The organism is Acrocarpospora phusangensis (assembly GCF_016862995.1).
In the GTDB taxonomy this organism is placed as follows: Bacteria; Actinomycetota; Actinomycetes; order Streptosporangiales; family Streptosporangiaceae; genus Acrocarpospora; species Acrocarpospora phusangensis.
Map to the genome: position 1 here is coordinate 25,654 of NZ_BOOA01000019.1, position 26,991 is coordinate 52,644.

At 69.4% G+C, this 26,991-nt stretch carries 22 protein-coding genes; 13 read left to right on the forward strand and 9 right to left on the reverse strand.

The window, feature by feature from the left end; all coding sequences use genetic code 11:
• Positions 1-15 precede the first annotated feature (15 nt).
• The gene (locus Aph01nite_RS13750) at positions 16-1,278 is read right to left on the reverse strand and encodes an ATP-binding protein (protein WP_204041245.1); all 1,263 of its coding nucleotides are present in this window, start codon (positions 1,276-1,278) and stop codon (positions 16-18) included.
• Between the two features lie 115 nt (positions 1,279-1,393).
• Positions 1,394-1,591: a hypothetical protein gene (locus Aph01nite_RS13755; RefSeq protein ID WP_204041246.1), complete on the reverse strand. Its 198-nt coding sequence runs from the start codon at positions 1,589-1,591 to the stop codon at positions 1,394-1,396.
• A gap of 173 nt (positions 1,592-1,764) precedes the next feature.
• Between Aph01nite_RS13755 and Aph01nite_RS13760 the strand changes: the two genes are divergently transcribed.
• From Aph01nite_RS13760 to Aph01nite_RS13805, 10 genes are all read left to right on the forward strand, one after another.
• Positions 1,765-4,023, forward strand: coding sequence for a TIM-barrel domain-containing protein (locus Aph01nite_RS13760; RefSeq protein WP_239161669.1), 2,259 nt, complete (start codon positions 1,765-1,767; stop codon positions 4,021-4,023).
• 8 nt (positions 4,024-4,031) lie between these two features.
• The gene (locus Aph01nite_RS13765) at positions 4,032-5,327 is read left to right on the forward strand and encodes an ABC transporter substrate-binding protein (protein WP_204041248.1); all 1,296 of its coding nucleotides are present in this window, start codon (positions 4,032-4,034) and stop codon (positions 5,325-5,327) included.
• Positions 5,324-6,181: a carbohydrate ABC transporter permease gene (locus Aph01nite_RS13770; protein ID WP_204041249.1), complete on the forward strand. Its 858-nt coding sequence runs from the start codon at positions 5,324-5,326 to the stop codon at positions 6,179-6,181. Before Aph01nite_RS13765 ends, Aph01nite_RS13770 begins: the two co-directional genes overlap by 4 nt.
• Positions 6,178-6,990 carry a carbohydrate ABC transporter permease gene (locus Aph01nite_RS13775; protein WP_239161659.1) on the forward strand — a complete coding sequence of 271 codons (813 nt, stop codon included), beginning with the start codon at positions 6,178-6,180 and terminating at the stop codon, positions 6,988-6,990. Before Aph01nite_RS13770 ends, Aph01nite_RS13775 begins: the two co-directional genes overlap by 4 nt.
• A 28-nt stretch (positions 6,991-7,018) precedes the next feature.
• Complete coding sequence (locus Aph01nite_RS13780) at positions 7,019-9,925, forward strand: glycoside hydrolase family 3 protein (RefSeq protein WP_204041250.1); 2,907 nt, start codon at positions 7,019-7,021, stop codon at positions 9,923-9,925.
• 227 nt (positions 9,926-10,152) lie between these two features.
• Positions 10,153-11,283 carry an MFS transporter gene (locus tag Aph01nite_RS13785; RefSeq protein WP_204041251.1) on the forward strand — a complete coding sequence of 377 codons (1,131 nt, stop codon included), beginning with the start codon at positions 10,153-10,155 and terminating at the stop codon, positions 11,281-11,283.
• Positions 11,284-11,361: 78 nt separating this feature from the next.
• On the forward strand, positions 11,362-12,852 hold the full coding sequence (locus Aph01nite_RS13790) for a serine/threonine-protein kinase (protein WP_204041252.1): 1,491 nt from the start codon (positions 11,362-11,364) through the stop codon (positions 12,850-12,852).
• Entirely contained in the window at positions 12,852-14,195 is a 1,344-nt protein-coding gene (locus Aph01nite_RS13795) for a serine/threonine-protein kinase (RefSeq protein WP_204041253.1), read from the forward strand. Before Aph01nite_RS13790 ends, Aph01nite_RS13795 begins: the two co-directional genes overlap by 1 nt.
• 2,159 nt (positions 14,196-16,354) lie before the next feature.
• Positions 16,355-17,806 (forward strand): hypothetical protein, encoded by a 1,452-nt coding sequence (locus Aph01nite_RS13800; RefSeq protein ID WP_204041254.1) that lies wholly within the window; start codon positions 16,355-16,357, stop codon positions 17,804-17,806.
• 147 nt (positions 17,807-17,953) lie between these two features.
• A complete protein-coding gene (locus Aph01nite_RS13805; protein ID WP_204041255.1) occupies positions 17,954-18,202 on the forward strand; it encodes a metallothionein in 249 nt (82 codons plus the stop codon).
• Between the two features lie 16 nt (positions 18,203-18,218).
• Here the strand turns inward: Aph01nite_RS13805 and Aph01nite_RS13810 are convergent, their stop codons facing one another.
• The 3 genes from Aph01nite_RS13810 to Aph01nite_RS13820 are packed head-to-tail and all read right to left on the reverse strand — an operon-like array spanning position 18,219 to position 19,502.
• Positions 18,219-18,575, reverse strand: coding sequence for a YciI family protein (locus Aph01nite_RS13810; protein WP_204041256.1), 357 nt, complete (start codon positions 18,573-18,575; stop codon positions 18,219-18,221).
• A gap of 27 nt (positions 18,576-18,602) precedes the next feature.
• A complete protein-coding gene (locus tag Aph01nite_RS13815; protein WP_204041257.1) occupies positions 18,603-19,073 on the reverse strand; it encodes a VOC family protein in 471 nt (156 codons plus the stop codon).
• A 9-nt stretch (positions 19,074-19,082) separates the two neighbouring features.
• The gene (locus Aph01nite_RS13820) at positions 19,083-19,502 is read right to left on the reverse strand and encodes a helix-turn-helix domain-containing protein (RefSeq protein WP_204041258.1); all 420 of its coding nucleotides are present in this window, start codon (positions 19,500-19,502) and stop codon (positions 19,083-19,085) included.
• Positions 19,503-19,650: 148 nt separating this feature from the next.
• Between Aph01nite_RS13820 and Aph01nite_RS13825 the strand changes: the two genes are divergently transcribed.
• Entirely contained in the window at positions 19,651-20,694 is a 1,044-nt protein-coding gene (locus Aph01nite_RS13825; protein ID WP_204041259.1) for a Dyp-type peroxidase, read from the forward strand.
• Positions 20,694-21,500, forward strand: a complete 807-nt coding sequence (locus tag Aph01nite_RS13830) for a family 1 encapsulin nanocompartment shell protein (protein WP_204041260.1) — start codon at positions 20,694-20,696, stop codon at positions 21,498-21,500. The genes Aph01nite_RS13825 and Aph01nite_RS13830 overlap by 1 nt, the downstream gene beginning before the upstream one ends.
• Before the next feature lie 3 nt (positions 21,501-21,503).
• On the opposite strand, the gene Aph01nite_RS13835 is transcribed toward Aph01nite_RS13830, so the two are convergent.
• Positions 21,504-21,851, reverse strand: a complete 348-nt coding sequence (locus Aph01nite_RS13835) for a peptidylprolyl isomerase (protein WP_204041261.1) — start codon at positions 21,849-21,851, stop codon at positions 21,504-21,506.
• A gap of 161 nt (positions 21,852-22,012) precedes the next feature.
• Here Aph01nite_RS13835 and sthA point away from each other — a divergent pair, with 161 nt between their 5' ends.
• Positions 22,013-23,416, forward strand: coding sequence for a Si-specific NAD(P)(+) transhydrogenase (sthA, locus tag Aph01nite_RS13840; protein ID WP_204041262.1), 1,404 nt, complete (start codon positions 22,013-22,015; stop codon positions 23,414-23,416).
• Between the two features lie 24 nt (positions 23,417-23,440).
• Here sthA and Aph01nite_RS13845 read toward each other — a convergent pair whose 3' ends face one another.
• The 3 genes from Aph01nite_RS13845 to Aph01nite_RS13855 are packed head-to-tail and all read right to left on the reverse strand — an operon-like array spanning position 23,441 to position 26,983.
• Positions 23,441-24,337 (reverse strand): carbohydrate ABC transporter permease, encoded by an 897-nt coding sequence (locus Aph01nite_RS13845; protein ID WP_204041263.1) that lies wholly within the window; start codon positions 24,335-24,337, stop codon positions 23,441-23,443.
• Positions 24,334-25,335: an ABC transporter permease gene (locus Aph01nite_RS13850; protein WP_204041264.1), complete on the reverse strand. Its 1,002-nt coding sequence runs from the start codon at positions 25,333-25,335 to the stop codon at positions 24,334-24,336. The genes Aph01nite_RS13845 and Aph01nite_RS13850 overlap by 4 nt, the downstream gene beginning before the upstream one ends.
• Positions 25,322-26,983, reverse strand: coding sequence for a type 2 periplasmic-binding domain-containing protein (locus tag Aph01nite_RS13855; RefSeq protein WP_204041265.1), 1,662 nt, complete (start codon positions 26,981-26,983; stop codon positions 25,322-25,324). The genes Aph01nite_RS13850 and Aph01nite_RS13855 overlap by 14 nt, the downstream gene beginning before the upstream one ends.
• Positions 26,984-26,991 lie beyond the last annotated feature (8 nt).

A 26,991-nucleotide genomic window follows, 5' to 3' on the forward strand; every position in this document is an offset into this window, starting at 1 on the left:
CCTTCGCAGGCGGGCTCAGTTGGCCGTTTCCCACAGAGCGGTCATGGGGAGGGCGCGCATCCTGTCGCCGAAGGGAAGCTTCTCCTGGCCTGCGTACAGGACGAAACCGGCGATGAGGCGATCACCTACCCGGTCCGCCAGGTGGCGAAGACCGTTGAAATCGTCTGCCCGGACGGTTTCGGCAGCCTTGACCTCGATACCGACGATCTCACCGGACGCTCGTTCGAGGATGGCATCGACTTCGACGTTGTCGCGGGTTCGGTAATGGTAGAGGCGAACGGGTTCGTCTGCCCAGGTCAGCTGGCGGGCCAACTCGCCGAGAACGAAGTTCTCCAGGAGGGGACCGATAGGGGCGGTGATCCCTGCGGTTCGGGCCGGTGTGAGACCGGCCAGGTGAGCGCCCAGGCCGGAGTCGATGACAAGGAGCTTCGGGGTCGCGACGGCTCGCGTGGTGGCATTGGTGGACCATGCGGGAATCCGCCGCACGAGATAGACCAACTCAAGTAGATCGATGTAGCGCTTTACCGTCGTACGGGCGAGCCCAAGGTCCCGGCTGATGTTGTCGATCACCAGGAGACCGCCCATACGCGCGCACAGGACATTGAGCAATCGCCGCATGTCGGCTGGCTGCTCGATGTCGGAGATCTGCTTGACGTCTCGGCTGATCAGGTCCGAGACGTAGGACTCGAAGAACCGTGCGCGTCTGCGATGCGAAGGGCGGTGCACGGCTTCGGGATAGCCGCCCCTCAGGGCTCGATCGACGTAGTCCGCCCGGTGGAGACGAGATCTGGGAACCCCTATGTCCACTCCCCGGTGAAACACCGCTTCGATGAACCCATCCGGGCCCCGCTCTATCTCGCCTTGGGAGAGCGGCCAGAGTTCAATCGTCTCGGTCCGGCCGGGAAGCGCGTCGGGAAGGTCGCGGAGGCCGAGCAGCCGCGCTGAGCCGGTCAGCAGAAAGCGTCCAGGGCGAGGGTCCGCATCGACTTCCCGTTTGATGGAGAGCAGGAGGTCCGGGACGCGCTGGATCTCGTCAATGAGCATCAACCCGTCATGGTGAACGATGCCGTCAGGGTCCTGCCGCGCGGCCGCTCGAACCGCCGCCTGATCCAAGTAGATCTCACGCGCGTTGGGTGACCGATGAACGATGGCCTGCGCGAGCGTGCTCTTACCCACCTGGCGCGCTCCATTGATCACCACGACTCGAGTGTCGCGGAGAGCCTCTGCTGTCATGGCTTCCGCCCGCCGGGGGAAGACTGTCAGCTCATCGATGTCCATCTCATCAGAATAGGCAGTCCAGGCGTTGATCGTGGTGGATCTGCCGCTACCTACGTGGTGGATCTAACGCAGTGATCGTGGTGGATCTGCCGCTGATGGGATGGTGGATCTGCCGTCAGAGGATCTCGGGGGAGGCTTCCCAGTTGCGGCAGGGGACTACCGCGTAGTGGCGGTAGAGGACGGCCACGGGGCCCTGGCCGGCCATGGCGCCGCGGAGTTCGATGGACTGGGTGTAGGGGCCGCAGACGCAGTCTGGGGTTCCCTCGTGGGGGATGACGTCGTCAGTTGGCAGGACGTGCACGAATTTAGACATCTCATTTCCCACTTTGCTCGGACCAAGTTCTCAAGTTACCACAAAACAGGACAAAGCAGGCAAGGGCTTGGCGAAGGCTTGGCGTTGACGTTTGTTGGGATGGTCGGCAAACTAATTCGCGAAGTGGTCGTCTGGAGGGTTGGGAGTTCGGCATGCCGTACCGTCCGCCGTTGGTGGCTCGTGAATACTTCGTGGCCGATCCGCCGGAACTCCCGGTACGGGGGCACGGGGAGAGCGGGCTCTCGGCGCTGACCAGGGCGGAAGTGGTGACCGTCGACTGGGCGGGAGTGACCTTCAAGGGGTCCACCTCGGCCGACGAGACCCTGGTGGTGCGGATCTGCGCGGCCGGGGAGGGGGTCATCCGGGTCCGGTTGATGCAGGACGCGGACGCCCGTACGCGGTCGGCGCGGGCCATCTCGATGGTGACGCCGGGGAGCTACCACGCGGTGGTGACGGCCGACGAGAGCCGGGTGGTGCTGCACGCGGGCCGCCTGCGGGTGGAGATCCGGCTGAACCCGTGGAACATGCGGTTCGTCGACGAGAGCGGGAAGGTGCTGGTCGAGCAGGATCCGGGGCGGCCCGACATCAGCGGGCGACTGCGTACGCTGCCGTTCGGGCGCTCCACGGTGGACGGCACGACCGTGGCCTACCACGAGACGTTCCTGGCCCCGGCCGACGAGGTGTTCTGCGGGTTCGGGGAGTCGTTCACGCCGCTGGACAAACGCGGGCAGCGGCCGCTGATGTGGAACTTCGACGCGTTCGGGGCCGAGTCCCAGCGGGCGTACAAGAACGTGCCGTTCTACCTGTCCAGCCGGGGTTACGGGATCGTCGTGGACAGCGGCATGCCGGTCGAGTTCGACGTGTGCCAGTCCACCCACAGCGACGTGCAGATCGTGGTGCCGGACGACCTGATCGACTACTACGTGCTGGCGGGGCCGGGGCCCGAGCAGGTGCTGGCCCGGCTGGACGGGCTGACCTGCAAGCCGGAGCTGCCGCCCAAGTGGGCGTTCGGGGCCTGGATCTCGTCGGGGTTCTTCCGGGACAGCCAGGAGCGGGTGCTCGCGCGGGCCCGGACGATCCGGACCAAGGGCATCCCGTGCGACGTACTGCACCTGGACACCTTCTGGCAGGCCGACGGGCACTGGTCGGAGCTGCGCTGGGATCCGGTGGCGTTCCCCGACCCGGCGGGCATGCTGGCCGAGCTGGCGGAGCAGGGGTTCCGGGTCTGCCTGTGGATGAATCCCTACATCTCCCACCTGAGCCCGGCGTTCGCCGAGGCCGCCGACGCCGGATATTTCCTGAAGAACCGGGACGGCGAGGTGTACGTCGCCGACGTCTGGCACGGCTCCTACCCGGCCTCCGGCATCGTCGACTTCACCAACCCCGACGCCGCCGCCTGGTTCCGCGGCCTGCTCAAGCGGCTCCTGGAGCAGGGCGTCGAGGTCTTCAAGACCGACTTCGCCGAAGGGGTGCCCGCCGACTCGGTCGCCTTCAACGGCATGACCGGCGTCGAACTCCACAACGTCTACACGCTGCTCTTCAACGACCTGGTCGCCGACGTCACCCGGGAGGTCGCCGGGCACGGCATGGTCTGGGCGCGCTCGTCCTACCTGGGCGGCCAGCGCCACGCCGCCCAGTGGAGCGGCGACGTCGACGCCACCTACCCGGCCATGGGCAGCACGATCCGCGGCGGCCTCTCGCACGGCCTGTCCGGCATCCCGTTCTGGAGCCACGACGCGGGCGGCTTCACCGGCACGCCCACCCCCGACCTCTACATCCGCTGGTCCCAGTTCGGGGCGCTCTCCCCGCTCGTACGGTTCCACGGCACCACCAGCCGCGAACCCTGGGAGTTCCCGCCCCACGCCGAGCAGGGCGCGATCGACGCGCTGCGGCTGCGGTACCGGCTCATGCCGTACATCTACTCGGCGGCGGTGACGGCGGCGGAGACGGGCGCGCCGATGATGCGGGCGCTCTGCGTCGACTACCCCGACGACCCGGTGGCCTGGCGGTCCGACCTGCAGTACCTGTTCGGCCGGGACCTGCTCGTCGCGCCGATGATCTCGGCGGACGGCGTGCGGAGCGTCTACCTGCCGGCGGGGTCCTGGGTGGACTACTGGACCGGCGAAATCCTGGCCGGCGGGCGCCACCTGACGGTCGCCCCGCAACTCGACCGCATCCCGCTGTACGTCCGGTACGGCGCCCTCATCCCCACGGCCACCCCGGGCGACACGGTGGCCGACGACCCCGACATCACCCTGGTCGTGTACGGCCTGCCGGAAGGCGTAAGCCGTACCGAGATCAGGGATCTGGACGGAACCACCGCCGTGACCGCGGCGGTGGACGGAGACCGGCTGGTGGTCAGCGCCGACGGTCCCAAGCGGATCTCCCACGTCGAGCTCGTCGGCGCCTCCGCCGAGTTCGTCATTCTCTAGGAGTCGCCATGCGCAAATCCCCCCTCCTCGTTCTCATGGCGGTTCTGCTGACCGCCTGCGGCGGCACCGAGAGCCCGGCCCCGCAAGCCTCCGGATCCGCCCAGGCCAGGACGCTCACGCTCTGGCACTACGAGGGCGCCGACAGCGCGATGGGCAAGGCCTGGGCCGAAGCGATCAAGAAGTTCGAGGCGTCGCACCCCGGCGTCACGGTGAAGTTCGAGGCGAAGGGCTTCGAGCAGATCCAGAAGACGGCCGGCATGGTGCTCAACTCCGACGAGGCGCCGGACATCATGGAGTACAACAAGGGCAACGCGACCGCCGGGCTGCTGTCCAAGCAGGGGCTGCTGACGGACCTGAGCGAGGAGGCGGCCAAGCGCGGCTGGGACAAGGCCCTCTCGGCGTCGCTGCAGACCACCGCCAAGTACGACGAGCGCGGGATCATGGGCTCCGGCAAGTGGTTCGGCATCCCGAACTACGCCGAATACGTGATGGTCTACTACAACAAGGATCTCTTCACGAAGCACAACGTGGCCGTTCCGGCCACGTACGAGGAGTTCACGGCCGGGCTGGACGCCTTCGTCAAGGCCGGCGTGACGCCGATCGCCAACGCGGGCGCCGAGTACCCGGCCCAGCAGATCTTCTACCTGCTCGCGCTGAGCAAGGCGCAGCGCCCCTGGGTGGACAGCTACCAGCTCTACAAGGGCAAAGTGGACTTCCACGGCCCTGAGCTGACCTACGCCGCCACCACGTACGCCGACTGGGCCAAGAAGGGCTACGTGGACAAGGACTCCGCCGGGATCAAGGCCGAGGACATGGGCGTGGCCTTCATGAGCGGCAAGTTCCCGATCATGGTGTCCGGTTCCTGGTGGTACGGCAGGGTGCAGTCGACGGTCAAGGACTTCGAATGGGGGTCCTTCCTCTGGCCCGGCAACCAGATGGCGCCCGGCTCCTCGGGCAACCTCTGGGTGGTGCCGGAGAACTCCGAGAACAAGGACCTGGCGTACGACTTCATCGACATCACGATGAGCAAGGAGATCCAGAACCTGCTCGGCAACTCGGGCGGGCTGCCCGTGGCGGCCGACCCGGCGGCGATCACCGACGCCAAGAGCAAGGAACTGGTGGAGAACTTCAACAAGCTGTCCGGCCAGGACGGCCTGGCGTTCTACCCGGACTGGCCCGCGCCCGGCTACTACGACGTGCTGGTCGCCGGCGTGCAGGGGCTGATCAACGGGACCGCGCCGGACGCGGTGCTGGACGAGATCGCCGCGCCCTACGAGGAGAATCTGGCGGACATCGGCGGATGAGGTCCCGGGGATACTGGCTCTATCTGATCCCCAGCCTCGTGTTGTTCGTCAGCGTGATCGTGCTGCCGTTCCTGATGAACGTCGCCACGAGCTTCACCCGCTGGTCGGGGGTGGGCACGCCGAAGTGGATCGGTTTCGAGAACTACGCGAGGCTGCTGAAGGACGAGCGCTTCTGGGCGTCCTTCCAGCACAATGTCGCGCTGATCCTGGCGATGGCGGTCGTGCCCACCCTGCTCGGGCTGGTGCTGGCCGCCGCGCTGTTCGACTACATCGCGAGAAGGTTCGGGCCGCGTACGGCGTCCGCGCTGCGGGCGGCCTTCTACCTGCCGCAGGTGCTGCCGGTGGCGATCGCGGGCGTGGTGTGGGGGTGGCTGCTCCACCCCTCGTACGGCGCGGTGAACGAGATCTTCGGGCTGGACGTGAACTGGCTGGGCGATCCGTCGCTGGCGCTGGCCACGGTGATGGCCATCATGGTCTGGTTCCAGCTGGGGTATCCGGTGGTGATCTTCATGGCCGGGCTGCAGCGGGTGGACCCGGCGCTGTACGAGGCCGCCGAGATCGACGGCGCGTCCTGGTGGCGGCGGTTCTGGCACATCACTGTGCCGCAGATCCGTCCGGAGTTCTTCGTGGTGCTGCTGACCTGCACGATCGCCGCCCTCAAGGTGTTCGGCCCGATCTTCGTGCTGACCCGGGGCGGTCCCGCGGGGGCGACCATGGTGCCGTCGTACTTCTCGTACCTGAACTTCTTCGAGCGGGTCAACGTCGGGTACGGCTCCGCCATCGCCACCGTGCTCGCGCTGATCATCATCGTGGTGACGTTCCTGTTCCTGCGGGTCCAGGAGCGTGAGCCGTGAGGCGCTACTCCCTGCTGGCCGCCCTGGTCGTGCTGGCGTTCGTCATGCTCTTCCCGTTCCTGCTGGTCGGGCTCAACGCGTTCAAGTCGCCGGAGGAGTACTCGTCGGCGGGGCCGCTGGCGTTCCCGGACGGGCTCTACCTCGACGGGATCGTGGCGTTCTGGGAGCGCGTCGACTTCGGGCTCAAGCTGTGGAACAGCCTGCTGATCAGCGCGTGCGTGGCGGTGGGCGCGGTCGTGCTGTCGGTGCTCAACGCGTACGCGCTGGGGATCGGCCGGGTGCGGGGGAGGCTCTGGATCCTGGTGGTGTTCCTGGTGGCGAACACGCTGCCGCAGGAGGCCCTGGTCTATCCGCTGTACTACCTGGCCAAGCAGGTCGGCCTCTACGACAGCCGGCTCTTCGTGATCCTGATCTTCACCGTCATCCAGGCGGCTTTCGGGACCTATCTGCTGTCGGCGGTGCTGGGGCGGTTCCCGGCCGAGATCCTGGAGGCCGCCGCCATCGACGGCGCGGGCAAGTGGCGGGCGCTGTGGCGGATCGTCGTCCCGATCAGCCGTCCCACCCTGTCGGTGCTGCTCGTCTTCTTCTTCATCTGGACCTGGAACGAGTTCTTCCTGCCCCTGGTCTTCCTCATCTCCAACGACAACCAGACCGTGCCGGTCGCGCTAGGCGTGCTCCAGGGCGACCGGCTGATGGACGCCACCATGTCCAGCGCCTCGGCGCTGCTCGGCATCGTGCCCGCCGTGGTGTTCTTCCTGATCTTCCAGCGGACCCTCACCCGCGGCATCGCCGTGGGCGCCATCAAGTAAGCCACCAACCTGACCTGGAGGCTTTCCCATGTTCCGACGATTACTGCTCGCGCTGGTCCTGGTTCTCGGACCGGCCGCCGTTCCCGCGCGGGCCGCGGCGGAGTTCCCGTTCCGCGACCCCGCGCTGCCGCTCGCGCAGCGCATCGGCGACCTGCTCGGCCGGCTCACCCTGGCCGAGAAGATCTCCTGGCTGCACCAGTACCAGCCGGCCGTGCCGCGCCTGGGCATCGGCTCGTTCAAGACGGGCACCGAGGCGCTGCACGGCGTCGCCTGGTCCACCGACATCGACGCGGGCGGGGCCGTGCGCACCGCGGCCGGGACGGTGTTCCCGCAGGCCGTCGGCCTGGCCAGCACCTGGGATCCGGCGCTGATCAAGAGGGTCGGCGCGGTCGTCGGGACCGAGGCGCGCGGATACAACGCGGAGAACCCCCGGGTGTGGGGGCTCCAGCTGTGGGCGCCCGTGGTGAACCTGCTGCGCGACCCCCGGTGGGGGCGCAACGAGGAGGGCTACTCCGAGGACCCGCTGCTGACCGGCGCGATCTCCACCGCGTACGGGACCGGCATCACCGGCGACGACCCCGACCACCTGCGCGCCGCGCCCGTGCTCAAGCACTTCATGGCGAACAACAACGAGGTCAACCGGACCACCACCAACTCCAGCCTGCCGGCGCGGGTGCTCAAGGAGTACGAGGAGCCCGCCTTCCGCACGGCCATCGCCGCCGGGGCCGCGACCGGCGTGATGACCGCCTACAACGTCGTCAACGGACGCCCGGCGACGGTCACCGACCTGAACGCGAGCGTACGGACCTGGACCAGCCGCGACCTGTTCAACGTGACCGACGCGCACGCCCCCAACAACCTGGTCGACTCCCAGCGCTACTACCCGACCCTGGCCCAGGCCGACGCGGCCACGCTCAAGGCCGGCGTGGACAGCTTCACCACCGACGACGCCAACTCCGCCAGGACCGTCACCGCCGTGACCGACGCGCTCGCGCAGGGGCTGATCACCGAGGCGGACGTGGACACGGCCATCCGCCACATCCTGAGCATCCGGTTCCGGCTCGGCGAGTTCGACCCGGGCGGCGGCCCCTACGGCGGCATCACCAAGGCGGTCGTCGACTCTCCCGCGCATCGCGCCCTCAACCGGGAGACCGCGGGCAAGGCCACCGTCCTGCTGAAGAACTCCGGCCTGCTGCCACTCGCCCCCAGCCGCAAGGTCGCCGTCATCGGCCCGCTCGGCGACACGCTCTACACCGACTGGTACGGCGGCAGCCTGCCGTACCGGGTGACGGCGCTGGACGGCATCAGGGAGCGCGCCACGGCCACCGCGACCGAGGGCGTGGACAGGGTCGCGTTCAAGCAGGTGGGGTCCGGCGGGTACGTCACCGCCACGGGCACCACGGACGCCGACACCGTCGGCACCGCCGCCGCGCTCACGCCGGCCGCCCAGTGGGACCTCACCGACTGGGGCGAAGGCGTCGTGACCCTGCGCAACGCCGCCAACGGCCGCTACCTCGGGTGGAACTGGGCGCCCTTCATCACGCGCGACGAGCAGCCCAACGGGTGGTTCGTGCAGCAGCAGTTCAAGCTGGAACCCGCCGGCGACGGCAGCTTCCTCATCCGGTACGCCGGATACGAGGTGACGCAGCCGTGGTTCTGGCTGCCGGAGACGTACGTGCAGGTGGACGCCGACGGCAAGCTCTCGGTGGGCGCGAAGGCCACCGCGGCCAGGTTCACCAAGGAGGTCGTGACCGACGGCGTCGCCTCGGCCGTGGCCGCCGCGAAGGCCGCCGACGTGGCCGTGGTCGTCGTCGGCAGCATGCCGTTCATCAACGGCCGCGAGGACCACGACCGCACCTCCACCAAACTGGCCGAGGGCCAGGAAGCCCTGGTCAAGGCCGTACGGGCGGCCAACCCGAAGACGGTCGTGGTGCTCCAGAACAGCTATCCGGCCACCGTCGACTGGCTCCAGGAGCACGTGCCGGCCATCCTGTGGACCACCCACGCGGGCGCCGAGACCGGCCACGCCCTCGCCGACGTCCTGTACGGCGACGTCAACCCGGCCGGCCGGCTCACCCAGACCTGGCACCGGGCGGGGGCCGCCCTGCCGCCGATCACCGACTACGACATCATCAAGACGGGTTCGACGTATCTGTACTACACGGGCAGCCCGCTCTACGCGTTCGGGCACGGGCTGTCGTACACGACCTTCGGCTACCAGGGCCTCAAGGTCACCCCCAAGGGCGCGGGTTACGAAATATCGGTCAAGGTGACGAACACGGGGAGCCGGGCGGGGGACGAGGTCGTCCAGCTCTACACCCACCAGCAGCGGTCACGCGTCAAGCAGCCCGTGAAACAGCTGCGCGGCTTCCAGCGGGTGACCCTCGCGCCGGGCGCGTCCACCACCGTGCGCTTCACCGTCGCCAGGGCCGACCTCGCGCTCTGGGACGTCACCAGGAACCGGTTCGTCACCGAGACCGCCACCCACGACGTGCTGGTGGGCAGCTCGTCCGCCGCCATCCGCCAGCGCGCCACCGTCAACGTGCCCGGCGAGAGCATTCCGCACCGCGACCTGACCCGCCCGACTCGGGCGAGCGATTTCGACGACTACGCGGGCATCGAGCTCGTCGACGAGAGCAAACCCAGCGGCACGGCGGTCGGGGCCACCACCGGGGAATGGATCGCCTTCAAGGGCGCCGACCTGCGCGGCCCGGCGTCCGCCACCGTCGGCGTCTCGTCCGTGGCGGGCGGGTCCATCCAGGTCCGCGTCGGTTCTCCCACGGGCCGCGTGATCGGGACGATTCCCGTTCCGGCCACCGGCGACGTCTACTCCTGGACCAGCGCCAGCGCGGCGCTGACCAGGACGTCCGGGGTGCACGACGTGTACCTCACCGTCACCGGCGATCTCCGCGTCCGCACCCTCACCCTGAACTGACGACCCAGGAGGGAGCCGGTGCTGACGGCCGGCTCCCTCCTGCGATGATTCGCCCGGACCCTCCCTTGGACAGCCGGATCAGGCTGTCCCGGCCAGCTTTCTCCTGCGGTGATTCGCCCGGACCCTCGCTTCGACAGCCGGACCCGGGGGAGCAGGCTGCCCCGGCCAGCTCCCTCTTGCGGTGACCCCTCACTACCCTGCAAGGTCGCAGGACGAAGGGGGGCGGCGTGCTCGGTGGTCTGGTGCGGGAACGGGTGAGCGGTGTCGGCGGCCGGCTGGTCGTCGTCTGCGCGGGATGGGGGGTCTTCTGGGGCGCCTGGGCCGGGTTGTTGCCCGCGATCAAGGCGCAGCTGGGGGCCTCCACCGCCGATCTTGGGCTGGCCCTCACGGCGGTCTCCGTTGGGGCGATCCCGGCGATGATGGTCACCGGCAGGCTCGCTCGCGGCCGGGAGAGCCTGGTCCTGGCCCTGTCCATGGCCGGGCTGGCCGCCGTCGCGAGCCTGCTCGGCTTCGTCACGGCGCCGTGGACGCTCGCGGTGGCGCTGCTCGTCGTCGGCGTCACCAGCGGGAGCGTGGACGTCGCGCTCAACATGGCCACCGCGCGCGGCGAACGGGTGACCGGGCGGCGGCTGTTCCAGCCGGTGCACGCCGCGTTCCCGGTCGCCGTGATCGTGGCGGCCCCCGCCGCCGGGTTCGCCCGCGACCTGGGCCTGTCCACCGCCGCCGTCCTCGCCTGCGCCGCCGCCGTGGTGCTGGCCACCGGTCTCGCCGCCGTACGGCTGCCGCTCGGCCTCCCGGACGCCGGGGACCCGGCCGAAAAGGCGCGCGCCGGGCTCTGGGGCGTGGGCGTGGTCTTCGGCCTGCTGGGGGCCTGCCTGCTGATCGTGGAGAACGCGGTGGAGCAGTGGTCGGCCATCCTGCTGGAGGACTACCGCGCGGCCGGCCCTGTCCTGGCCGCCGCCGCACCAGCCGCCTACATGGCCGCGCTCACCGTCGGCCGCCTGATCGCCCAGGCGGTGCCCACCCGGACCAGCAGGCCGCTGTTCTTGATCGCCGGTCTGGGCGGCTCGTCCGGAATCGTCCTGGCCGGACTGGCGGCCTCCCCGTGGGCGAGCCTGGCCGGGTTCGCGCTCGCCGGGCTGGCGTTCGGGCCGCTCATGCCCGCCATCCTCAGCGACGCCGGAGCCAGGGACACCACGGGGGCCGTGGTCACCACCGTGTCCACCGTGTCGTACGCGGGATTCGTGGCCAGTCCGCTCGCCGTGGCCGCCCTGACCACCGGGCTCGCGCTCCCGGCCGCGCTCGCCTGCCTCGGCGTACTCGGGCTGCCCCTGCTCCTGGCCGCGGCCCGCCGATGACTTCCGTACCGGAAATGGTGCTGTAACGGCACGGGCAATCCGTGAAGCACCCGAACGGGATTTCGCTATCCTCCCGCTATGGCCGAATCGATCGGGGAAAGACTGGCCTCTCGGTACCTCCTGCTCCGTCCTCTCGGTTCCGGCGGCATGGGCACGGTGTGGCTGGCCAGGGACGAGACGCTGGACCGCGAGGTGGCGGTCAAGGAACTGCGCTTCCCCGAAGGGCTCGACGAGCGGAAGCGGGCCGAGCTGGTCGCCCGCGTGATGCGGGAGGCCGAGGTCACCGCGCGGCTGCGGCACCCGTCCATCGTGGGCGTACACGACGTGCTCGTCGAAGGCGGCAAGCCGTGGATCGTGATGGAGCGCCTGCACGGCCGCAACCTCGCCGACGAGATCAGGACGCACGGGCCGATGCCGGCCGCCAGGGTGGCCGAGATCGGTGCCCGCATGCTGGAGGCGCTGGCCGCCGCCCACGCCCTCGGCGTGCAGCACCGGGACGTGAAACCCGGCAACGTCTTCCTCACCAGCGACGGCCGCGTCGTCCTCACCGACTTCGGCATCGCCAGGCCGGCCGACACCACCGCCCTCACCGGCGACGGCCTGCTCATCGGCTCGCCCGGGTACATCGCGCCGGAACGCCTGTCCGGCGAGCCGGGCGGCCCCGCGTCCGACCTGTGGTCGCTGGGGGCCACCCTCTACCTGGCGCTGGAGGGCGCGCCCCCGTTCAGGGGCTCCCAGGTGGAGGTCCTCTACGCGACGATCTCCAACGACGTGCCCGCGCCGTCCGCCGCCGGGCCGATCGGGCCGCTGGTGCGCTGGATGTTGTCGCGCGACCCCACCGGCCGCCCGGAACCGGCGGCCGCCCTCGACCTGTTCCGGCAGATCGCCCGGGGCGGCATGCCCGAGGTGACCATGCCGATGGCGGCGCGGCGGAGCCGTACCCGGCGGGGGCTGGTCGCCGCCGCGGTGGCGGTCCCGCTGCTGGCCGCGGCCGCCGTCGTGGCCCTCTGGCCCGACTCTTCCGAGCCGCCCGCCCGCCGCTCCTCGCCCTCCTTCGCCAAACCCGTCGATCTCTGTACGGCCCTGCCCGCCGCCGAGGTGACCGCCGCCTTAGGCAAGGCCGTACCCGGCCGCAAGATCGAAAAGGGCTGCCAGTGGACCGTGGAGGGCACCGGCCTGCGCATCGACCCGGAGACCGACTCCGACACCCCCGACCCGTGGGCGCTCACCGCCGAGTCGGCCCGTACCCTCTACACCGGGCTGCGCCGCCGCTCCGACAACGGCCTCCGCGAAGGCGAGTTCATCTGGTACGAGATCGGCGCCGACCGCAAACAGCAGGTCGTGATCTCCCGGCCGCGTAGCCTGCAGGGCGTCGGCGAGGAGGCCTTCGCCACCGACGTCAGCTCCACCGGGGGCCGCGTGCTCGGCAACCTGATCTACTTCCGCCTCGGCGACCTGGTCGGCAAGATCGAGTACGCGGACCTGGGTGACCGCACCCCCGAGCAGATCCGCGCCGCCGCCCTCCGCGCGGCCACCGTCGTCGCCGACACGTTGTGGAGCCGGGCGTAGTGGATTTACTCGCCGGGCGTTACCGGCTCGTGGAACCCCTCGGCCAGGGCGGCGAGGGGACGGTCTGGCGTGCCCACGACGAGCTGCTGCGGCGTGAGGTCGCGGTCAAGCAGATGCGCGTGCCCAGCGGCCTGGCCGCCGGCGAGCTCGCCGAATACGCCGGGCGCGCCCTCCAGGAGGCCCGCGCGGCCGGACGGCTCAGCCATCCGTCCATCGTCATGATCCACGACGTGGTGCCGCATCACGGGCAGCCGTGGATCGTCATGGACCTGGTGCCCGGCACCTCCCTCGACAAGCTGCTGCCGCTGCCGTCCAACCGGGTCGCCGAGATCGGCCTGGCCGTCCTGGACGCGCTGGACCTCGCCCACCGCAACGGCATCCTGCACCGGGACGTGAAACCCGCCAACGTGCTCATCGGCGAGGACGGGCGGGCCATGCTCGCCGACTTCGGCATCGCCGCGCCGCTCGGGGCCGATCCGGCCGACAGTTCGGGGTCGCCGGCGTACATGGCGCCCGAGCGGTTCCGGCGGGAACCCGCGGGACCGCCGTCGGACCTGTGGTCGCTAGGTGCCACCCTCTACACGGCCGTCGAAGGCCGGGGGCCGTTCCACCGCGACATCCCGGCCGCCGTGCTCGCCGCCGTCCTCATGCACGAGCCGCCGCCGATGATGCGCGCCACCCCGGGACTGGCCCGTGTGATCCTCGCCCTCCTCGACAAGGACCCCGGCCGCCGCCCGCCCGCCGCGGCCGCGCGTCACATGCTGCAGTCTCTCCTCCCGCCACCCGTCGTCGTACGGCCGCGCAGAACCGGGCGGCTGGTGCTGATCGGCGCGCTGACCGTGGGGCTCGGCGTCGCGGCCGGGCTCGCCGCGTGGAACCTCGGGGCGGGCGGTCCGGACACGCCGGGGCGGTTCACGGTGATGCCGGATCCGTGCGAGGCGCTCACCAGCAGGCAGGCCACCGAACTGCTCGGCGAAGGGGCGGATCGGGGGGAGCAGGACGGCGGCAGCTGCGGCTGGGCGCAGCATCGCACCAACATCGCGCTGACCGTCACGTATCGACTCAACCCTGCCGAAGCGGGGGAGAACCAGGCCGCCCGCGCGTTCGACGGCCACCGTTCCGGCGGGGGCTCCGAGAGCTACGCCCTCGCCCAGGAGGCGTTCACGCGCGCCATCAGCGAGCCAGGGGTCACCGGCACGTCCGTGTGGTTCCGCCAGAGCAATCTGATCGTCGAAGTCGCCTACCGGCAGTCGGGGGCCGCCCCGCCCGACGCCGCCGAGCGATCACCCACATGGCAGGCCGCCACCCACGCCGCCACCCTCGTCAGCGTCGGCCTCGGCTAGCCCTCCACCCCCTCCAGGAGCCCTCCATGACCACACCTCCCGGCACCCCGTGGGACCCCTTCAAGCCCCCGCCCCGCCGCCCCCTCACCGAACCCAATCCCGACCCCCGCCTCTACTTCCCCCCACCCACCCCAGACCCCCCACCCGAGCCCCCCCATCCCACCCCCGACGGCCCCCCCGACCCCAGCCACCCCCACGACCAGGCCGACACCGACACTCCGACCCCCACCGACCCGGGGCCGCCCGAGCCATCCGGGTCCACCGGGTCATCTGGGTCCTCGGGGTCCGCTTCCGCTGAGGCCGACTCCGAAGGCTCCGAGCCGGACTCCTCCACGCCTGACCCCATCAACCCCGAGGCCGACCAGCCCGTCCACGCTGAATCCGTGTCTCCTAAGGCTGTTCAGCCTGAGTCGTTCACGCGGAAGTTCGCTTCGGCGCGGTTTTCCGGCCGTGAATCCGAATCTCTTGGGTCGCAATCTGACACCACCGCGCCCACACCGGTGAATACCGAGATGGCCGGACCTTCTGACTACCGGGACCACGGCGACCAGGGCTTCGGACGCCCGGACTCTCCGGGGAGCGGGCATTCCCCGCGTGTGCCCGATTGGCCGGACAATTCTGATCTGCCCTTTGGTCCACCCCCGGAGCCGAGGGGACGGCTGTCGGAGCCGGAGCCCGAGGACGACTCCAAGACGCAGTCGGCCCAGATCCTCCGTCCGAAGTTCGGGCGGAACTCGGACGAGCGTCCGGAGGATCCGGCGGACCGGCCTTCCTTTGACATGCCGACGACCAGAGTCGCGGGCGGGCATTTTGGCGCCGTCACGCAGTTCCGACCTGAAGACCGGTCTGGCCCGCCGATTGACCGCTCTCCAGGCTTGAAACCGGACGATCGTTTTGGCCCGTCTTCGGCACCTGAGGGAGCCGGCAAGCTTGGCGAGCCACAGGATTCGGACCCCGACACCCGACCGGTTGAACGTTTACCCTCCGGCCCCATCCCTTGGCCCTCCGGTTCCGGCGACCGCCCCGAGCCGCGCGCGGCGACGGACAGCGAAGAGCCCTGGCGCAGCGGTTCTCCGTTACCGCCCCCGCCAGGCCGTCAGCACGAACCCCCGGCCGCCCCCGGCTGGCCGCCCACACCCTCCACCGCCAACGACGAGACAACCGGCCCCAACGACTACTCCCTCCACACGCCTCCGCTCTCCAGCCCTCCGCCGGAAGCGGCCCCCGGACCTTGGGGCGGTCCTCCCACAGGCCGGGAACCGGCTACCCCCACCCCCTCCGGCGCCCCGGGACCCCAGCAAGACACTCCTCCGAACGCTTCGGGACCCTGGACGAACGAACCTCCGGACGCACCCGGCGCATGGCCCACCACATCCCCGGACCCCGGAGCGTGGTCCCCAGCCCAGCCGCCCAACCCGCCTGGCTCGTGGCCCCACGCATCCCAGTCGCCGGACACCCCTGGATCCCGGCCCGGAGGTTCGCAACGTTCAGCAATGCCTGGCTCGTGGCCGACTGCGGCGCAAGGACCGGAGGGGGTCGGCTCGTGGCCTCACGGAGCACAATCGCCTGATGCGCCGGGTCCGGGTATGCCTGGTTCGTGGCCGACTGCCGCCCAGGGACCGGAGGGGCCTCGTTCGTGGCCTCATGGAGCAGAGTCGCCGGATGCGTCCGGAGGCTCGCAGCCTCCGGGTATGCCCGGTGCCTGGCCCGTTGCGGCGCAGGGATCGGATGGGTCTGGAGCGTGGCCCGGCAGTCCGCAAGCGCCGAATGCCCCGGGAGCTTGGCCGGGTGCGGTTCCGCCATCGGACGCTCCGGACTCGCAGCGGGGCGGGTTTCCGCAGGGCGGAGTTGCCGGATCTTGGTCCCCGGGACCTCAATCGGCGGATTCGACGCGGCAGTGGCCAGGCGGTCCTCCACAAGGGGGAGCGCCGGGATCTTGGTCGGGTCCGCAGGCGGATGGGCCTCCTCAGGGGAGCCCGCCGGGGGCTTGGCCGGGCGGCGGTCCGCAGGCGCCGGGAGCGCAGTCAGGTGGGTCTCCGCAGGGAGGTACGCCCGGGAATTGGGGCGGGCCGTCTTCGCCGGACGCCGCTGGGCAGTGGTCGGGTGGGGCGCAGGCGCCGCCGGTCGGGGGGCCCTGGCAGCCGTCCGGGCAGGAGAGCATGCCGTACCAGATGGGAGGGCAGGGGTCGGGGAGTGGGCCCTGGCCGGGGACGACGCAGCCGGGCGGGGGGTGGCAGGGGCCGCCGCGGAAGCGGGCGGGCTGGGTCGTGCCGGTGCTGGCGCTGGTCGTCGTGCTGCTGGTGGCGGGCGGCACGTTCGTGTTCATGAAGACGCGGTCCGAGGAGCAGGCGCCGGTTGCGGCGTCGTCCTCGGGGAGCGCGGCTCCGTCGGCGACGGCTTCGGCCGCCGCGAGCGCGGGTGCGAACGCCGACGTGTGCGGGATGCTCGACCCCGTGGAGACGGAACGCCTCGTGCCCCGGGCGAAGATCGATTCTACGACGAACGACAACCGGTCGGACACCATCGTCAGCTACGTCCGCTGGACCTGCACCTGGGCGAATCGTGACATCTCCTACCGCGACGTCACCCGCAGCCGCGAGATCGTCGTCAACGTCGCCCGCTACGAGGCCCTCGGCGAGACCACCGCGGAGAAGGCCGCAAAGATCCAGTTCAACGGCGAGGTCAGCCAGTACACCTATGGCGGCAACAACTCCACCGAGGAGCGCTACTACTCCAAGCCCACCAAGTTCACCGGCGTCGGCGAGGAGGCCGTCGCCCAGTACCAGCTGGTCCGCGAGAAGGATCACCATTACTCCTTCGGCCAGGGCATGGGCCGCGTCGGCAACGTGACCTTCCAGGTCCGGTACGAGGCGAGCCAGCAGCACAAGGAAGCCGACCTGTTCTCCACCGACACCAAGCAGTCGATCACCGAGGCCAACGCGATCCGCGAGGTCAAGACGCTGCTCGGCCAGCTGGCCCAGTCGGTGACCGCCTGGCAGCAGGGCAAGCCGCCGCCCTTCGCCGCCCGGCCCCAGCCGAGCCCGAGCCCGAGCGAAAGCCCCAAGCCCGTACGCATCGACCTGCCCCCGCACTGCGTCGCCCTGAACGCGGTCGCCGGTCAGCTCGTCCCCGCGACGAAGGGCGAGGCCGTCACCGCCAAGGACGGCAAGGCGGACCACACCCAGTGCCAGTGGTGGAACGACAAGATGCCCGTCGCCGGCGGGAAGATCCGCTGGCGGAACCTCCTGGTCAGTGTCCGCGAGTTCCCGGACGCGGAGACCGCCCGCTTCTTCCTCATCGACCGGCGCGGCAAGACCAAGTTCACGGCCGGTTCCCGGATCGGCGGCATCGCCTGGAGCAAGATCGCGAAGCTTCCCGGCATCGGTGAGGACAATTTCGGCCAGGCGATCAAACAGAAGACCGACACCGCGTACTCGGCCCGGTACGAGATCTACGCCCTGCAGGGCACCCGCGTCGTGTACATCCTGTTCGGCGGCAGCGACCGCCCCGCCGACACCCCCATCAACTCCACCGACTCCACGCTGATGGAGCTTCCCGAGGCCTTCGCCGGAGCCAAGACCACGATCACCACCCTGCTCAAGGCCCTGTGAAACGCCGGGCGCCCGCTTCGTCATCGAGACGGAGCGGGCGCCCAGCAAACAATCCCTCTGAACCCCCCAAAGCCTTCAGCAAGGCCCTTGCCGCGCCCCCGCCAACGGGTACCAACCCGCCGTAAGCATCTACATAAGGGGGAGACAATGGCGGCTTGTGAAGTCTGCGGCAACGACTACGACATGACCTTCGAGATCCACGCCCAGGGCGCGGTGCACACGTTTGACAGCTTCGAGTGCGCGATCACGAAGATGGCGCCCGTCTGTGAGCACTGCTCCTGCCGCATCATGGGTCACGGTGTGGAGGCCAACGGCAGCTGGTACTGCTGCGCCCACTGCGCCCGCAAGGCCGGCGAGACCGACATCGTGGACCGCGTCGGCGCCGCCCACACCTGATCCGCGTGGCAGTAGGTCAGGGGGACGCCTCGTGCAGGATCGGCCAGAACTCCACCTGGCTGAGGGCCGCCGCGGGCAGTTCTGCGGCGATCTCCAGGGCGCGGGCCTCGTCCGCGACGTCCAGGAGGTAGGTACTGGCCAGGTATTCCTTGGCCTCCAGGTATGGCCCGTCGGTGACGACGGGCATACCGTCACGGACGCGGACGGTTTTCGCCTCGGACTCCGGAGCGAGACCGTACGCGCCCAGGAGCTCGCCGGACTTCATGTGTTTGGTGTTGAACGCGTCGAATTTGGCGATCATCGCGTCGCGTTCGTCCGGCGGGATCGCGTCCCAGGACTCCTGTGTCCCGTAGATGATCAGTAGATACTTCATGCCATCGACGCTAGCCGCTGCCCGGGGTCAGCCGTTCCCGGGCTCGCCGCCCCAGCGGGCGATGTCGCTCTCGTCGACGTTCCGCGGCTGGAGCGCCGGCTGGGTGATGCGGATGTGGTTGCCGAACGGGTCCCGGAGCGCGCAGTCGATCCCGTACGGCTGGACCACGGGCTCCTCGGTGAACTCGACGCCCCGGGCCTTCAGCGTCTCGAACGTCTTCTGGCAGTCGTCGGTGGTGAGGATGGCGGCCACGCCCATGGCCCCCTTGGTCACGAGTTCGCGCACCTGCACGGCCACCTCCGGGCTGAGCGCCGGCGGGCCGGGCACCTCCAGCAGGATGTGCCGGTCGGGGTCGCCGGGCAGCGCGACGGTCAGCCACCGCATGAAGCCGAGGTCGACATCGTTGCTGACCTCGAACCCGAGCTTGCCGACATAGAAGTCAAGTGCCTCGTCCTGGTCCAGGACGCGTACCGAATGAATGCTGATCTGCTTGAACATGGGTCCAGGCTATGAGCCGGCCCCGGATTCGGCTTGTCCAAAACTGCTCGGTCTCGTCCAGCTCTTCACGAAGCAGATCGGCGCCGAGAAGGGCGCGGCCTTGGCGCGGAACTCCGTGGGGGACGACCCGACGATCGAGCCGAACGTCCGGATGAAGGTGCTGAGGCTCTCGAACCCGACCTCCCGCGCCACGTCGGTGACCGGCGTCGCCGTCTCCCGCAGCAGGGCCATCGCCCGTTCGATCCGGCGCCGCTGCAGGTAGCGGTGGGGCGTCTCGCCGAAGGCCGCCCGGAAGCTGCGGCTGAAGTGCGCGGCCGACATGAAGGCGACGGCGGCGAGTCCGGGCACGTCGAGCGGCTTGGCGAAGTCCCGGTCCATCGCGTCCCTGGCCCGCAACAGCCGCCGGTTCTGGTCCTCCTGCGGACTCATGCCACCCACTCGTTCCCCCAAACCCTGGCACCTCGTTCATGGTAGGACCGTCCCGTACGCAGGCGGGAAAAGAGCCGGAAGGGGGCGGATCCGGCAGGACCGAAATGGGCAAATACGCTGGTAGAACAGCTGTTACAGGAGGGCGACGATGGCGGAACCGGGACGGGAGGCGATCCCGCAGGAGGTGCTGAGCCCGCTGACCAGGGCGGCGATCTTCCTGGTGGTGACGATCGACTCAGGAGGCGAGTCCCGCGTCCGGGACCTCCTGTCCGACCTGGCCGGTCTCCAGCGGGCCATCGGGTTCCGGGCGCAGGAGGCCACCCTGAGCTGCGTCGCCGGGATCGGCTCGTACGCGTGGGACCGCCTGTTCGCCGGCCCTCGCCCCAGCGAGCTGCACCCGTTCCGGGAACTCGACGGACCCGTGCACCGGGCCGTGTCCACCCCGGGCGACCTGCTGTTCCACATCAGGGCGCAGCGGCCCGACCTGTGCTTCGCGCTGGCCTCGGAGATCATGGATCGCATCCGCGAGGTGGTGACGGTCCGCGACGAGGTCCACGGCTTCAAGTACTTCGACGTACGCGACCTGCTGGGCTTCGTCGACGGCACCGAGAACCCGGTCGGCCCGGCGGCGTCCGACGCGGTCCTGATCGGCGCGGAGGACCCGGACTTCGCCGGCGGCAGCTACGTGATCGTCCAGAAGTACCTGCACGATCTCCAGGCCTGGAACGCCCTGCCGGTCGAGGCCCAGGAGAAGGTGATCGGCCGCACCAAGCTGTCGGACATCGAACTGGACGACGACGTCAAGCCGGCCGACTCCCACGTCGCGATGACCACGATCGAGGATCCCGACGGGACGGAACGCCAGATCCTCCGCGACAACATGCCCTTCGGGGAGGTCGGGCGCGGCGAGTTCGGCACGTATTTCATCGGCTACGCCCGTACCCCGGACGTGACCGAACGCATGCTCCGGCGCATGTTCCTCGGCGAGCCGCCCGCCGCCCACGACCGCATCCTGGACTTCTCCGTCGCCGTGACCGGGACCCTGTTCTTCGTCCCGAGCGCCGACTTCCTCGACGACCTGCCCGACCCGCCCGGCGCCACGACCGAAGTCCGCGCCGAGACCCCGGCTGTACCTGAACCCCTGTTCGCACCGTCCCTGGGGATCGGTGATCTCAAAGGAGGCGATGTCTGATGGACAACCTGTATCGGGAGCTGGCGCCGATCTCCTCGGCCGCGTGGAGCGACCTGGAGGAGGAGGCGCGGCGCACCTTCAAGCGTTACGTGGCCGGTCGCCGCCTCGTTGACGTCGCGGGTCCCGCGGGGATCCAGCTGGCGGCCGTCGGCACCGGTCATCTGCGGGACCTCGGCCCGCACTCGGAGGGCGTCACCGCCCGCGCCCGCCGCTCGCAGCCGATCGTCGAACTGCGGGTGCCCTTCACCCTCGACCGCCGGCAGATCGACGACGTCGAACGCGGTGCCAAGGACGCGGACTGGCAGCCGGTCAAGGACGCCGCCCGCCTGCTCGCCTTCGCCGAGGACCGCGCGATCTTCGAGGGGTACGCGGACGCGGGTATCACGGGCCTTCGCGAGGGCTCGTCCAATCCGGCGCTCACGCTTCCGGCGCAGGTGCGCGAGTATCCCGACGCCATCAGCCGGGCCCTGTCCGCGTTGCGCCTGGCGGGGGTGAACGGCCCGTACCGGCTGGCCCTCAGCGCGGACGCGTACACGGCGGTCGTCGAGACGACCGACCAGGGCTATCCGATCTACGATCATCTCGCCCGGCTCGTGGACGGCGAACTCGTCTGGGCGCCCGCCGTCGCGGGCGCCTTCCTGCTGTCCACGCGCGGCGGCGACTTCGAGCTGCACCTCGGCCAGGACGTCTCGATCGGTTATCTCAGCCACGACGCCGACACCGTGCGGCTGTATTTCCAGGAGAGCCTTACTTTCCTGGTCTACACCGCCGAGGCCACGGTGACATTGCTCGAATCATCCGAATGATTCCTAAAGCTCGAACGCGACCAGCCGGATGATGACGAAACCATTCCCATCGGGCACGGGCGGGAAGGTCGTCCCCGGGACGGCTTTGAAGATCTCCGGGTGCTCGTCGCGGGTGACGATGCCGAACATGTCGCCCGGGACGGTCATGCCCAGCGAGTCGGCGCGCTTGGCGGCCGCGTAGAAGCTGCCGCCCGTCTCCAGTTCGGCGCCGATGGACGCCGCCGCCCACTCGTCGGCCAGCCGGATGAAGGCCACCCTGGCCCGCTCGGGCTGGACGGTCTGAGCGCTGAGGTAGTCCTCGATCTCCCAGATGAGCAGCTCGCCGAGGTACTCAGGGGTGTCTCTCCACATGGATGGGATCTTTCCGGTACGCGCTTGACGATTGCTTGTCCCTCGATTGCACCCCGCCGGATATTTACAGCGAAGTTGCCACCAAGCAACAAATCGTCATTCGTCAGGTGAAGGGCGGTCAGGGTCTTCACCCTACTGCGCCAACCGCTCACACTTGCGGTGTGAGCGACTTTGATGTGCTTGTTCTCGGTTCCGGGCCCGGTGGGCAGAAGGCCGCGATCGCCGCGGCCAAACTGGAACGCCGGGTGGCGATCGTCGAACGACGGAACATGATCGGGGGCGTGTGCATCAACACCGGCACGATCCCCTCCAAGACCATGCGCGAGGCCGTGCTGTACCTGACCGGCCTCAGCCAGCGCGAGATGTACGGCCGCAACTACCGAGTCAAAGAAGAGATCACCGTCTCCGACCTGACGGCCAGGACCCAGCACGTGGTCGGCCGCGAGGTCGAGGTGATCAGCAACCAGCTCTCCCGCAACCACGTCACCGTACTCACCGGTTCGGGGCACTTCGTGGACCCGCACACCATCGCGGTGATCGACGAACGCGGCCGGGAGACCAAGGTCACCGCTGACAAGATCATCATTGCCACGGGCACCCGGCCGGCCCGGCCGGACACGGTGGAGTTCGACGGCCAGACGATCATCGACTCGGACGGCATCCTGGAGCTGGACCGGGTGCCGGACTCGATGGTCGTGGTCGGCGCGGGCGTCATCGGCATCGAGTACGCCTCCATGTTCGCCGCCCTCGGCACGAAGGTCACCGTGGTCGAACGCCGCGACCGCATGCTCGAGTTCTGCGACCTCGAAGTGATCGAGGCCCTCAAGTACCACCTGCGCGACTTGGCGGTCACCTTCCGGTTCGGCGAGAGCGTGGCCGCGGTGGAACGCCGCGAGCGGGGCGCCCTGACGATCCTGGAGAGCGGCAAGAAGATCCCCGCCGCGACCGTCATGTACTCGGCCGGACGCCAGGGCATGACCGAGAACCTGGCCCTCGGCGAGGCCGGCCTGGCCGCCGACGCCCGCGGCCGCATCACCGTCGACGAGTACTACCGCACCTCCGTCCCGCACATCTACGCGGTCGGCGACGTCATCGGCTTCCCCGCCCTCGCCGCCACCTCCATGGAACAGGGCAGGCTGGCCGCCTACCACGCCTGCGACGAGCCGGTGAACGCCATGCACCTGCTCCAGCCCATCGGCATCTACACCATCCCCGAGATCAGCTTCGTCGGCCGCACCGAGGACGAGCTCACCGACGCCAGCATCCCCTTCGAGGTCGGCATCTCCCGCTACCGCGAACTCGCCCGCGGCCAGATCATCGGCGACACGTACGGCATGCTCAAGCTCCTGGTCTCCGCCGAGGACCGCTCCCTCCTGGGCGTCCACGTCTTCGGCACCGGCGCCACCGAACTCATCCACATCGGCCAGGCCGTCATGGGCTGCGGCGGCACCATCGACTACCTCGTCGACGCGGTCTTCAACTACCCCACCCTCGCCGAGTCCTACAAGGTCGCCGCCCTCGACGCCATGAACAAACTCCGCCGCGTGGCCCGCTTCGCGGATTGATCACGAAGGGAGGCCCGCCACCGGTCATCCCTTGACCGCGCCGATGATCACACCCTTGGTGAAGTGCTTCTGGACGAAGGGGTAGATGATCAGGACCGGGACCAGGGCGACCACGACGATGGCCATCTTGATGGCGAGGTTCGGGGGGAGGGCGCCGGTGGCGGTGTCGTACGTGCGGGTGTTGGGGACGAGGTTCATGCCCTGCTGCACGTACTGGCGGAGGATGAGCTGGAGAGGCCACTTGGCGTTGTCGTTGATGTAGAGGACGGCGTTGAAGAAGGCGTTCCAGTAGCCGACGGCGTAGAAGAGGCCGATGACGGCGGTGACGCCCTTGGACATGGGCAGGACGATGCGGCCGAGGATGCGGAAGTCGCCGGCGCCGTCGATGCGGGCGCTGTCGATGACCTCGCCGGGGATGTTCATGAAGAAGGCGCGCATGACGACCAGGTTGAAGGCGCTGATCGCGGACGGGAGGATCAGCGACCAGTAGCTGTCGATGAGGCCGAGTTCGCGGACCAGCAGGTAGCTGGGGATCATGCCGGGAGTGAAGAGGAAGGTCAGCAGGAACAGGAACAGCAGCGGCCGGTGGAACAGCGAGTTGGTCCGGGACAGGCCGTACGCGGCCAGGATGGTGAGGCCGAGGCTGACCGCGGTGCCGACGACGGTGACGCCGGTGCTGACCAGGACGGCGCGGGTGACGACGCCGCCGCCGAAGAGCTCGCGGTAGGCGTCCAGGGACAGGCCGCTGGGGCGGGTGACCAGGCCGCCGGCCTCGGTGACGGCCTGCGCGGTGGAGACGCTGGTGAGGATCACCACGTAGATCGGGTAGATCATGCACAGCACGATGAGGGTGAGCAGGAAGCCCTTGATCGTCAGCCCGAACAGCGTGGGCCGCTCCTGCCAGGTCGGTCGCGTACTCATGATCGTTTGTAGATTCCCTGTTCGCCGAACCTGTGCGCCACCTTGTTGGCGATCACGATGAGGATGAGCCCGACGAGGCCCTTGAACAGGCCCGCCGCGGCGCCGTAGCTCCACGCGCCGGTCATCAGGGTGCGCCAGTAGACGAAGGTGTCGAGCACCTCGGCCGCGTGCGCGCCGACCGCGTCGCGTTGCAGGAAGAACTGCTCGAAGCCGACGTTGAGCGCGTCGCCGAGGCGCAGGATGAGCAGCAGCAGGATGACCGGGCGCAGGCCCGGCAGGGTGATGTGCCACATCCGCCGCCACCGGGACGCGCCGTCCACGGCGGAGGCCTCGTACAGGTTCTGGTTGATGGCGGCCAGCGCCGCCAGGAAGATGATCGTCCCCCAGCCGGCGTCCTTCCAGACGGACTCGGCGGTCACCAGCACGAGGAACGCGTCCGGATTGGTCATGATGTCCCAGGGCTCGTGGCCGTGCTGCCGCAGCGTCTGGGCGAGCAGCCCGGCCCCGCCGAGGATCTGCTGGAACAGGCTGACCACGAGCACCCAGGAGAAGAAGTGCGGCATGTAGACGATGCCCTGGATGAACAGGCGCAGCTTCCTGGAGAGCACGCTGTCCAGCAGGATCGCCAGCGCGATCGGCACCGGGAAGTAGAAGACCAGCTGGAACGTGGTGATCGTGACGGTGTTCCGGAGGGCCTGCCAGAACTCGGGGTCGGAGAAGAGCCACTGGAAGTTGTACAGGCCGACCCAGGGGCTGCCGGCGACCCCGTCGTACGGGGTGTAGTCCTGGAAGGCGATGACGTTGCCGAGCGTGGGCACGTAGTGGAACACCAGCACCAGGCCGGCGGCCGGCAGCGTCATCGCCAGGAGTTGCCAGTCCCGCCGCAGCCGAGCCCGGAACGGGAGCGCTCCCGGGCGCGGTCTGCGGCGGGCGGAGCCGGCGGGTGAGGTCAGGTCACCCGCCGGTTCCGAGTCGGTGCGGCTCTTAAGCACGGCCATTGTCGGTGAGGACCTTCTGGTAGAACTCGCGGCCCGCGTCGCCGCCGCCCTTGCGCCACTCGTCGATCGCCTGGGACAGCGTGCTCACGTCGCGGCGGCCCCGGATGATGTCGGTCACCTTGTCCTCGAAGGGCTTCACCGCGGCGGTGAAGTCGCCGGGCTCCTGGACCCGGATGCCGTCGAAGGGGTCCTGGTGCCGTACCTGGACGGCGGAGTTCCACCAGGTGGTGGCGGCCTGCACGTAGTTCGGGTGGGCCTGGGACTCGAAGATCGGGTCGATCCGGCCGCCGAGCCAGACGTAGCTGCCGACGATCTCCTTGGGGCCGAGCTCGGTCTGCTGCGGCGCGCCGGCGGCGTCCCGCGTGAAGTGCTTGCCCTCGACGCCGTTGTTGAACAGCAGCTGCTCCTGGGTGCCGAAGGGGGAGGAGAAGTAGTTGAACAGCGAGAGCAGCTCCTCGATCTTCTCCTTCGGGGTGCCCTTCTTGATGAAGGTGTAGCTGGGGTCCTGGTTGACCCGGTATTCGGGCTTGCCGCCGTCCCCGCCGAAGACCGGGAGGGGCTCCATCCAGAAGTCGGGGTCCTCCTTGGACATCTGGATCAGCGTCTCGGCCCAGAAGCTGAAGCCGTCCGAGGCCACCAGGACCTGGCCGGACTTGAACAGCTCCTTGGTGTCGGCGGCCTGCTTGGCCGACAGCACGTTGGGGTGCACCAGGCCGGCATCGACGACCTTGCGCATCCACGCGACCGTGGCCTCGTACTCCGGCGTCTCGTACGCGTGGACGAGCTTGCCCGCCTCCTTACGCCACTTGCGCGGCACCCGGTAGATCTCCCGCATGATCTCGAAGACGTCGCTGAACGCCCAGCGCTTGGCCTTGGGGTCGGTGGCCTGCTTGCCCATCTCGAACAACTCGTCGGCGGACTTGGGCGCGGTCAGGCCGAGCTTGTCCCAGAGGTCCTTGCGGTGGAAGAGCACCAGACCGAACATGGGCGTCGGCCACGCGGGCACGGCCTTGAGCTTGCCACTGAAGACCGAGTACTGCCAGGCCAGCGTGGGGATCGCGGCCAGCGCCGGATACTTCGAGGAGATGTCCCCGGCCAGGTACGGCGTGAGATCCTCGAACAGCCCGTCCACGGCCTTGGAGTAGTCGGGCACGGCGGTCAGCGCCCAGCCGGGCACGGTGGTCACGTCCGCGACGTCGCCGCCGGCCAGCAGGGTGGGCAGCTTCTCATGGATGGTCATGCCGTCGAGGTAGTTGAAGTCGATGGTGGCGCCGATGTCGGTGTTGACGGCGTCGTAGTAGGAGTTGCTGCCCAGCGGCGGCGGCAGCGGACTCCAGGTCGGCACCATGACCTTGTACGTGCCGCCCTTGCCCGGCTTGGCGGTGATGGAGTCGACCAGGGCGGTCGGGTACTTGAGGAAGCCGTCCCGGCCGAACCCGGGCACGCTGCTGGTGATGTCGGGCTTGACCGCCTGGAGCGGGACGAACTTGGGGACCAGCGAGGTCAGTTTGTCCATGGCCGCGGCGGTCGCCTTGGCCGCGCCGGGTTTGGGCCCGGAGGGGGCGGCGCAGGCCGATAAGGCGGTGAGGCCGGCGAGCGCGAGGAACCCGCGCCGGGTGGTAGTCGCGCCATCGGGGGAATGCGTCACGACGCGCT

What these genes read in the sequence shown, in the direction of transcription:
- Aph01nite_RS13815 (WP_204041257.1), bottom strand. Translation starts at nt 19,073, where the DNA reads ATGTTCAAGCAGATCAGCATTCATTCGGTACGCGTCCTGGACCAGGAC.
- Aph01nite_RS13820 (WP_204041258.1), bottom strand. Translation starts at nt 19,502, where the DNA reads ATGAGTCCGCAGGAGGACCAGAACCGGCGGCTGTTGCGGGCCAGGGAC.
- Aph01nite_RS13805 (WP_204041255.1), top strand. Translation starts at nt 17,954, where the DNA reads ATGGCGGCTTGTGAAGTCTGCGGCAACGACTACGACATGACCTTCGAG.
- Aph01nite_RS13835 (WP_204041261.1), bottom strand. Translation starts at nt 21,851, where the DNA reads ATGTGGAGAGACACCCCTGAGTACCTCGGCGAGCTGCTCATCTGGGAG.
- Aph01nite_RS13765 (WP_204041248.1), top strand. Translation starts at nt 4,032, where the DNA reads ATGCGCAAATCCCCCCTCCTCGTTCTCATGGCGGTTCTGCTGACCGCC.
- Aph01nite_RS13790 (WP_204041252.1), top strand. Translation starts at nt 11,362, where the DNA reads ATGGCCGAATCGATCGGGGAAAGACTGGCCTCTCGGTACCTCCTGCTC.
- Aph01nite_RS13845 (WP_204041263.1), bottom strand. Translation starts at nt 24,337, where the DNA reads ATGAGTACGCGACCGACCTGGCAGGAGCGGCCCACGCTGTTCGGGCTG.
- Aph01nite_RS13830 (WP_204041260.1), top strand. Translation starts at nt 20,694, where the DNA reads ATGGACAACCTGTATCGGGAGCTGGCGCCGATCTCCTCGGCCGCGTGG.
- Aph01nite_RS13770 (WP_204041249.1), top strand. Translation starts at nt 5,324, where the DNA reads ATGAGGTCCCGGGGATACTGGCTCTATCTGATCCCCAGCCTCGTGTTG.
- Aph01nite_RS13750 (WP_204041245.1), bottom strand. Translation starts at nt 1,278, where the DNA reads ATGGACATCGATGAGCTGACAGTCTTCCCCCGGCGGGCGGAAGCCATG.
- Aph01nite_RS13825 (WP_204041259.1), top strand. Translation starts at nt 19,651, where the DNA reads ATGGCGGAACCGGGACGGGAGGCGATCCCGCAGGAGGTGCTGAGCCCG.
- Aph01nite_RS13780 (WP_204041250.1), top strand. Translation starts at nt 7,019, where the DNA reads ATGTTCCGACGATTACTGCTCGCGCTGGTCCTGGTTCTCGGACCGGCC.
- Aph01nite_RS13810 (WP_204041256.1), bottom strand. Translation starts at nt 18,575, where the DNA reads ATGAAGTATCTACTGATCATCTACGGGACACAGGAGTCCTGGGACGCG.
- Aph01nite_RS13800 (WP_204041254.1), top strand. Translation starts at nt 16,355, where the DNA reads ATGCCGTACCAGATGGGAGGGCAGGGGTCGGGGAGTGGGCCCTGGCCG.
- Aph01nite_RS13755 (WP_204041246.1), bottom strand. Translation starts at nt 1,591, where the DNA reads ATGTCTAAATTCGTGCACGTCCTGCCAACTGACGACGTCATCCCCCAC.
- Aph01nite_RS13850 (WP_204041264.1), bottom strand. Translation starts at nt 25,335, where the DNA reads ATGGCCGTGCTTAAGAGCCGCACCGACTCGGAACCGGCGGGTGACCTG.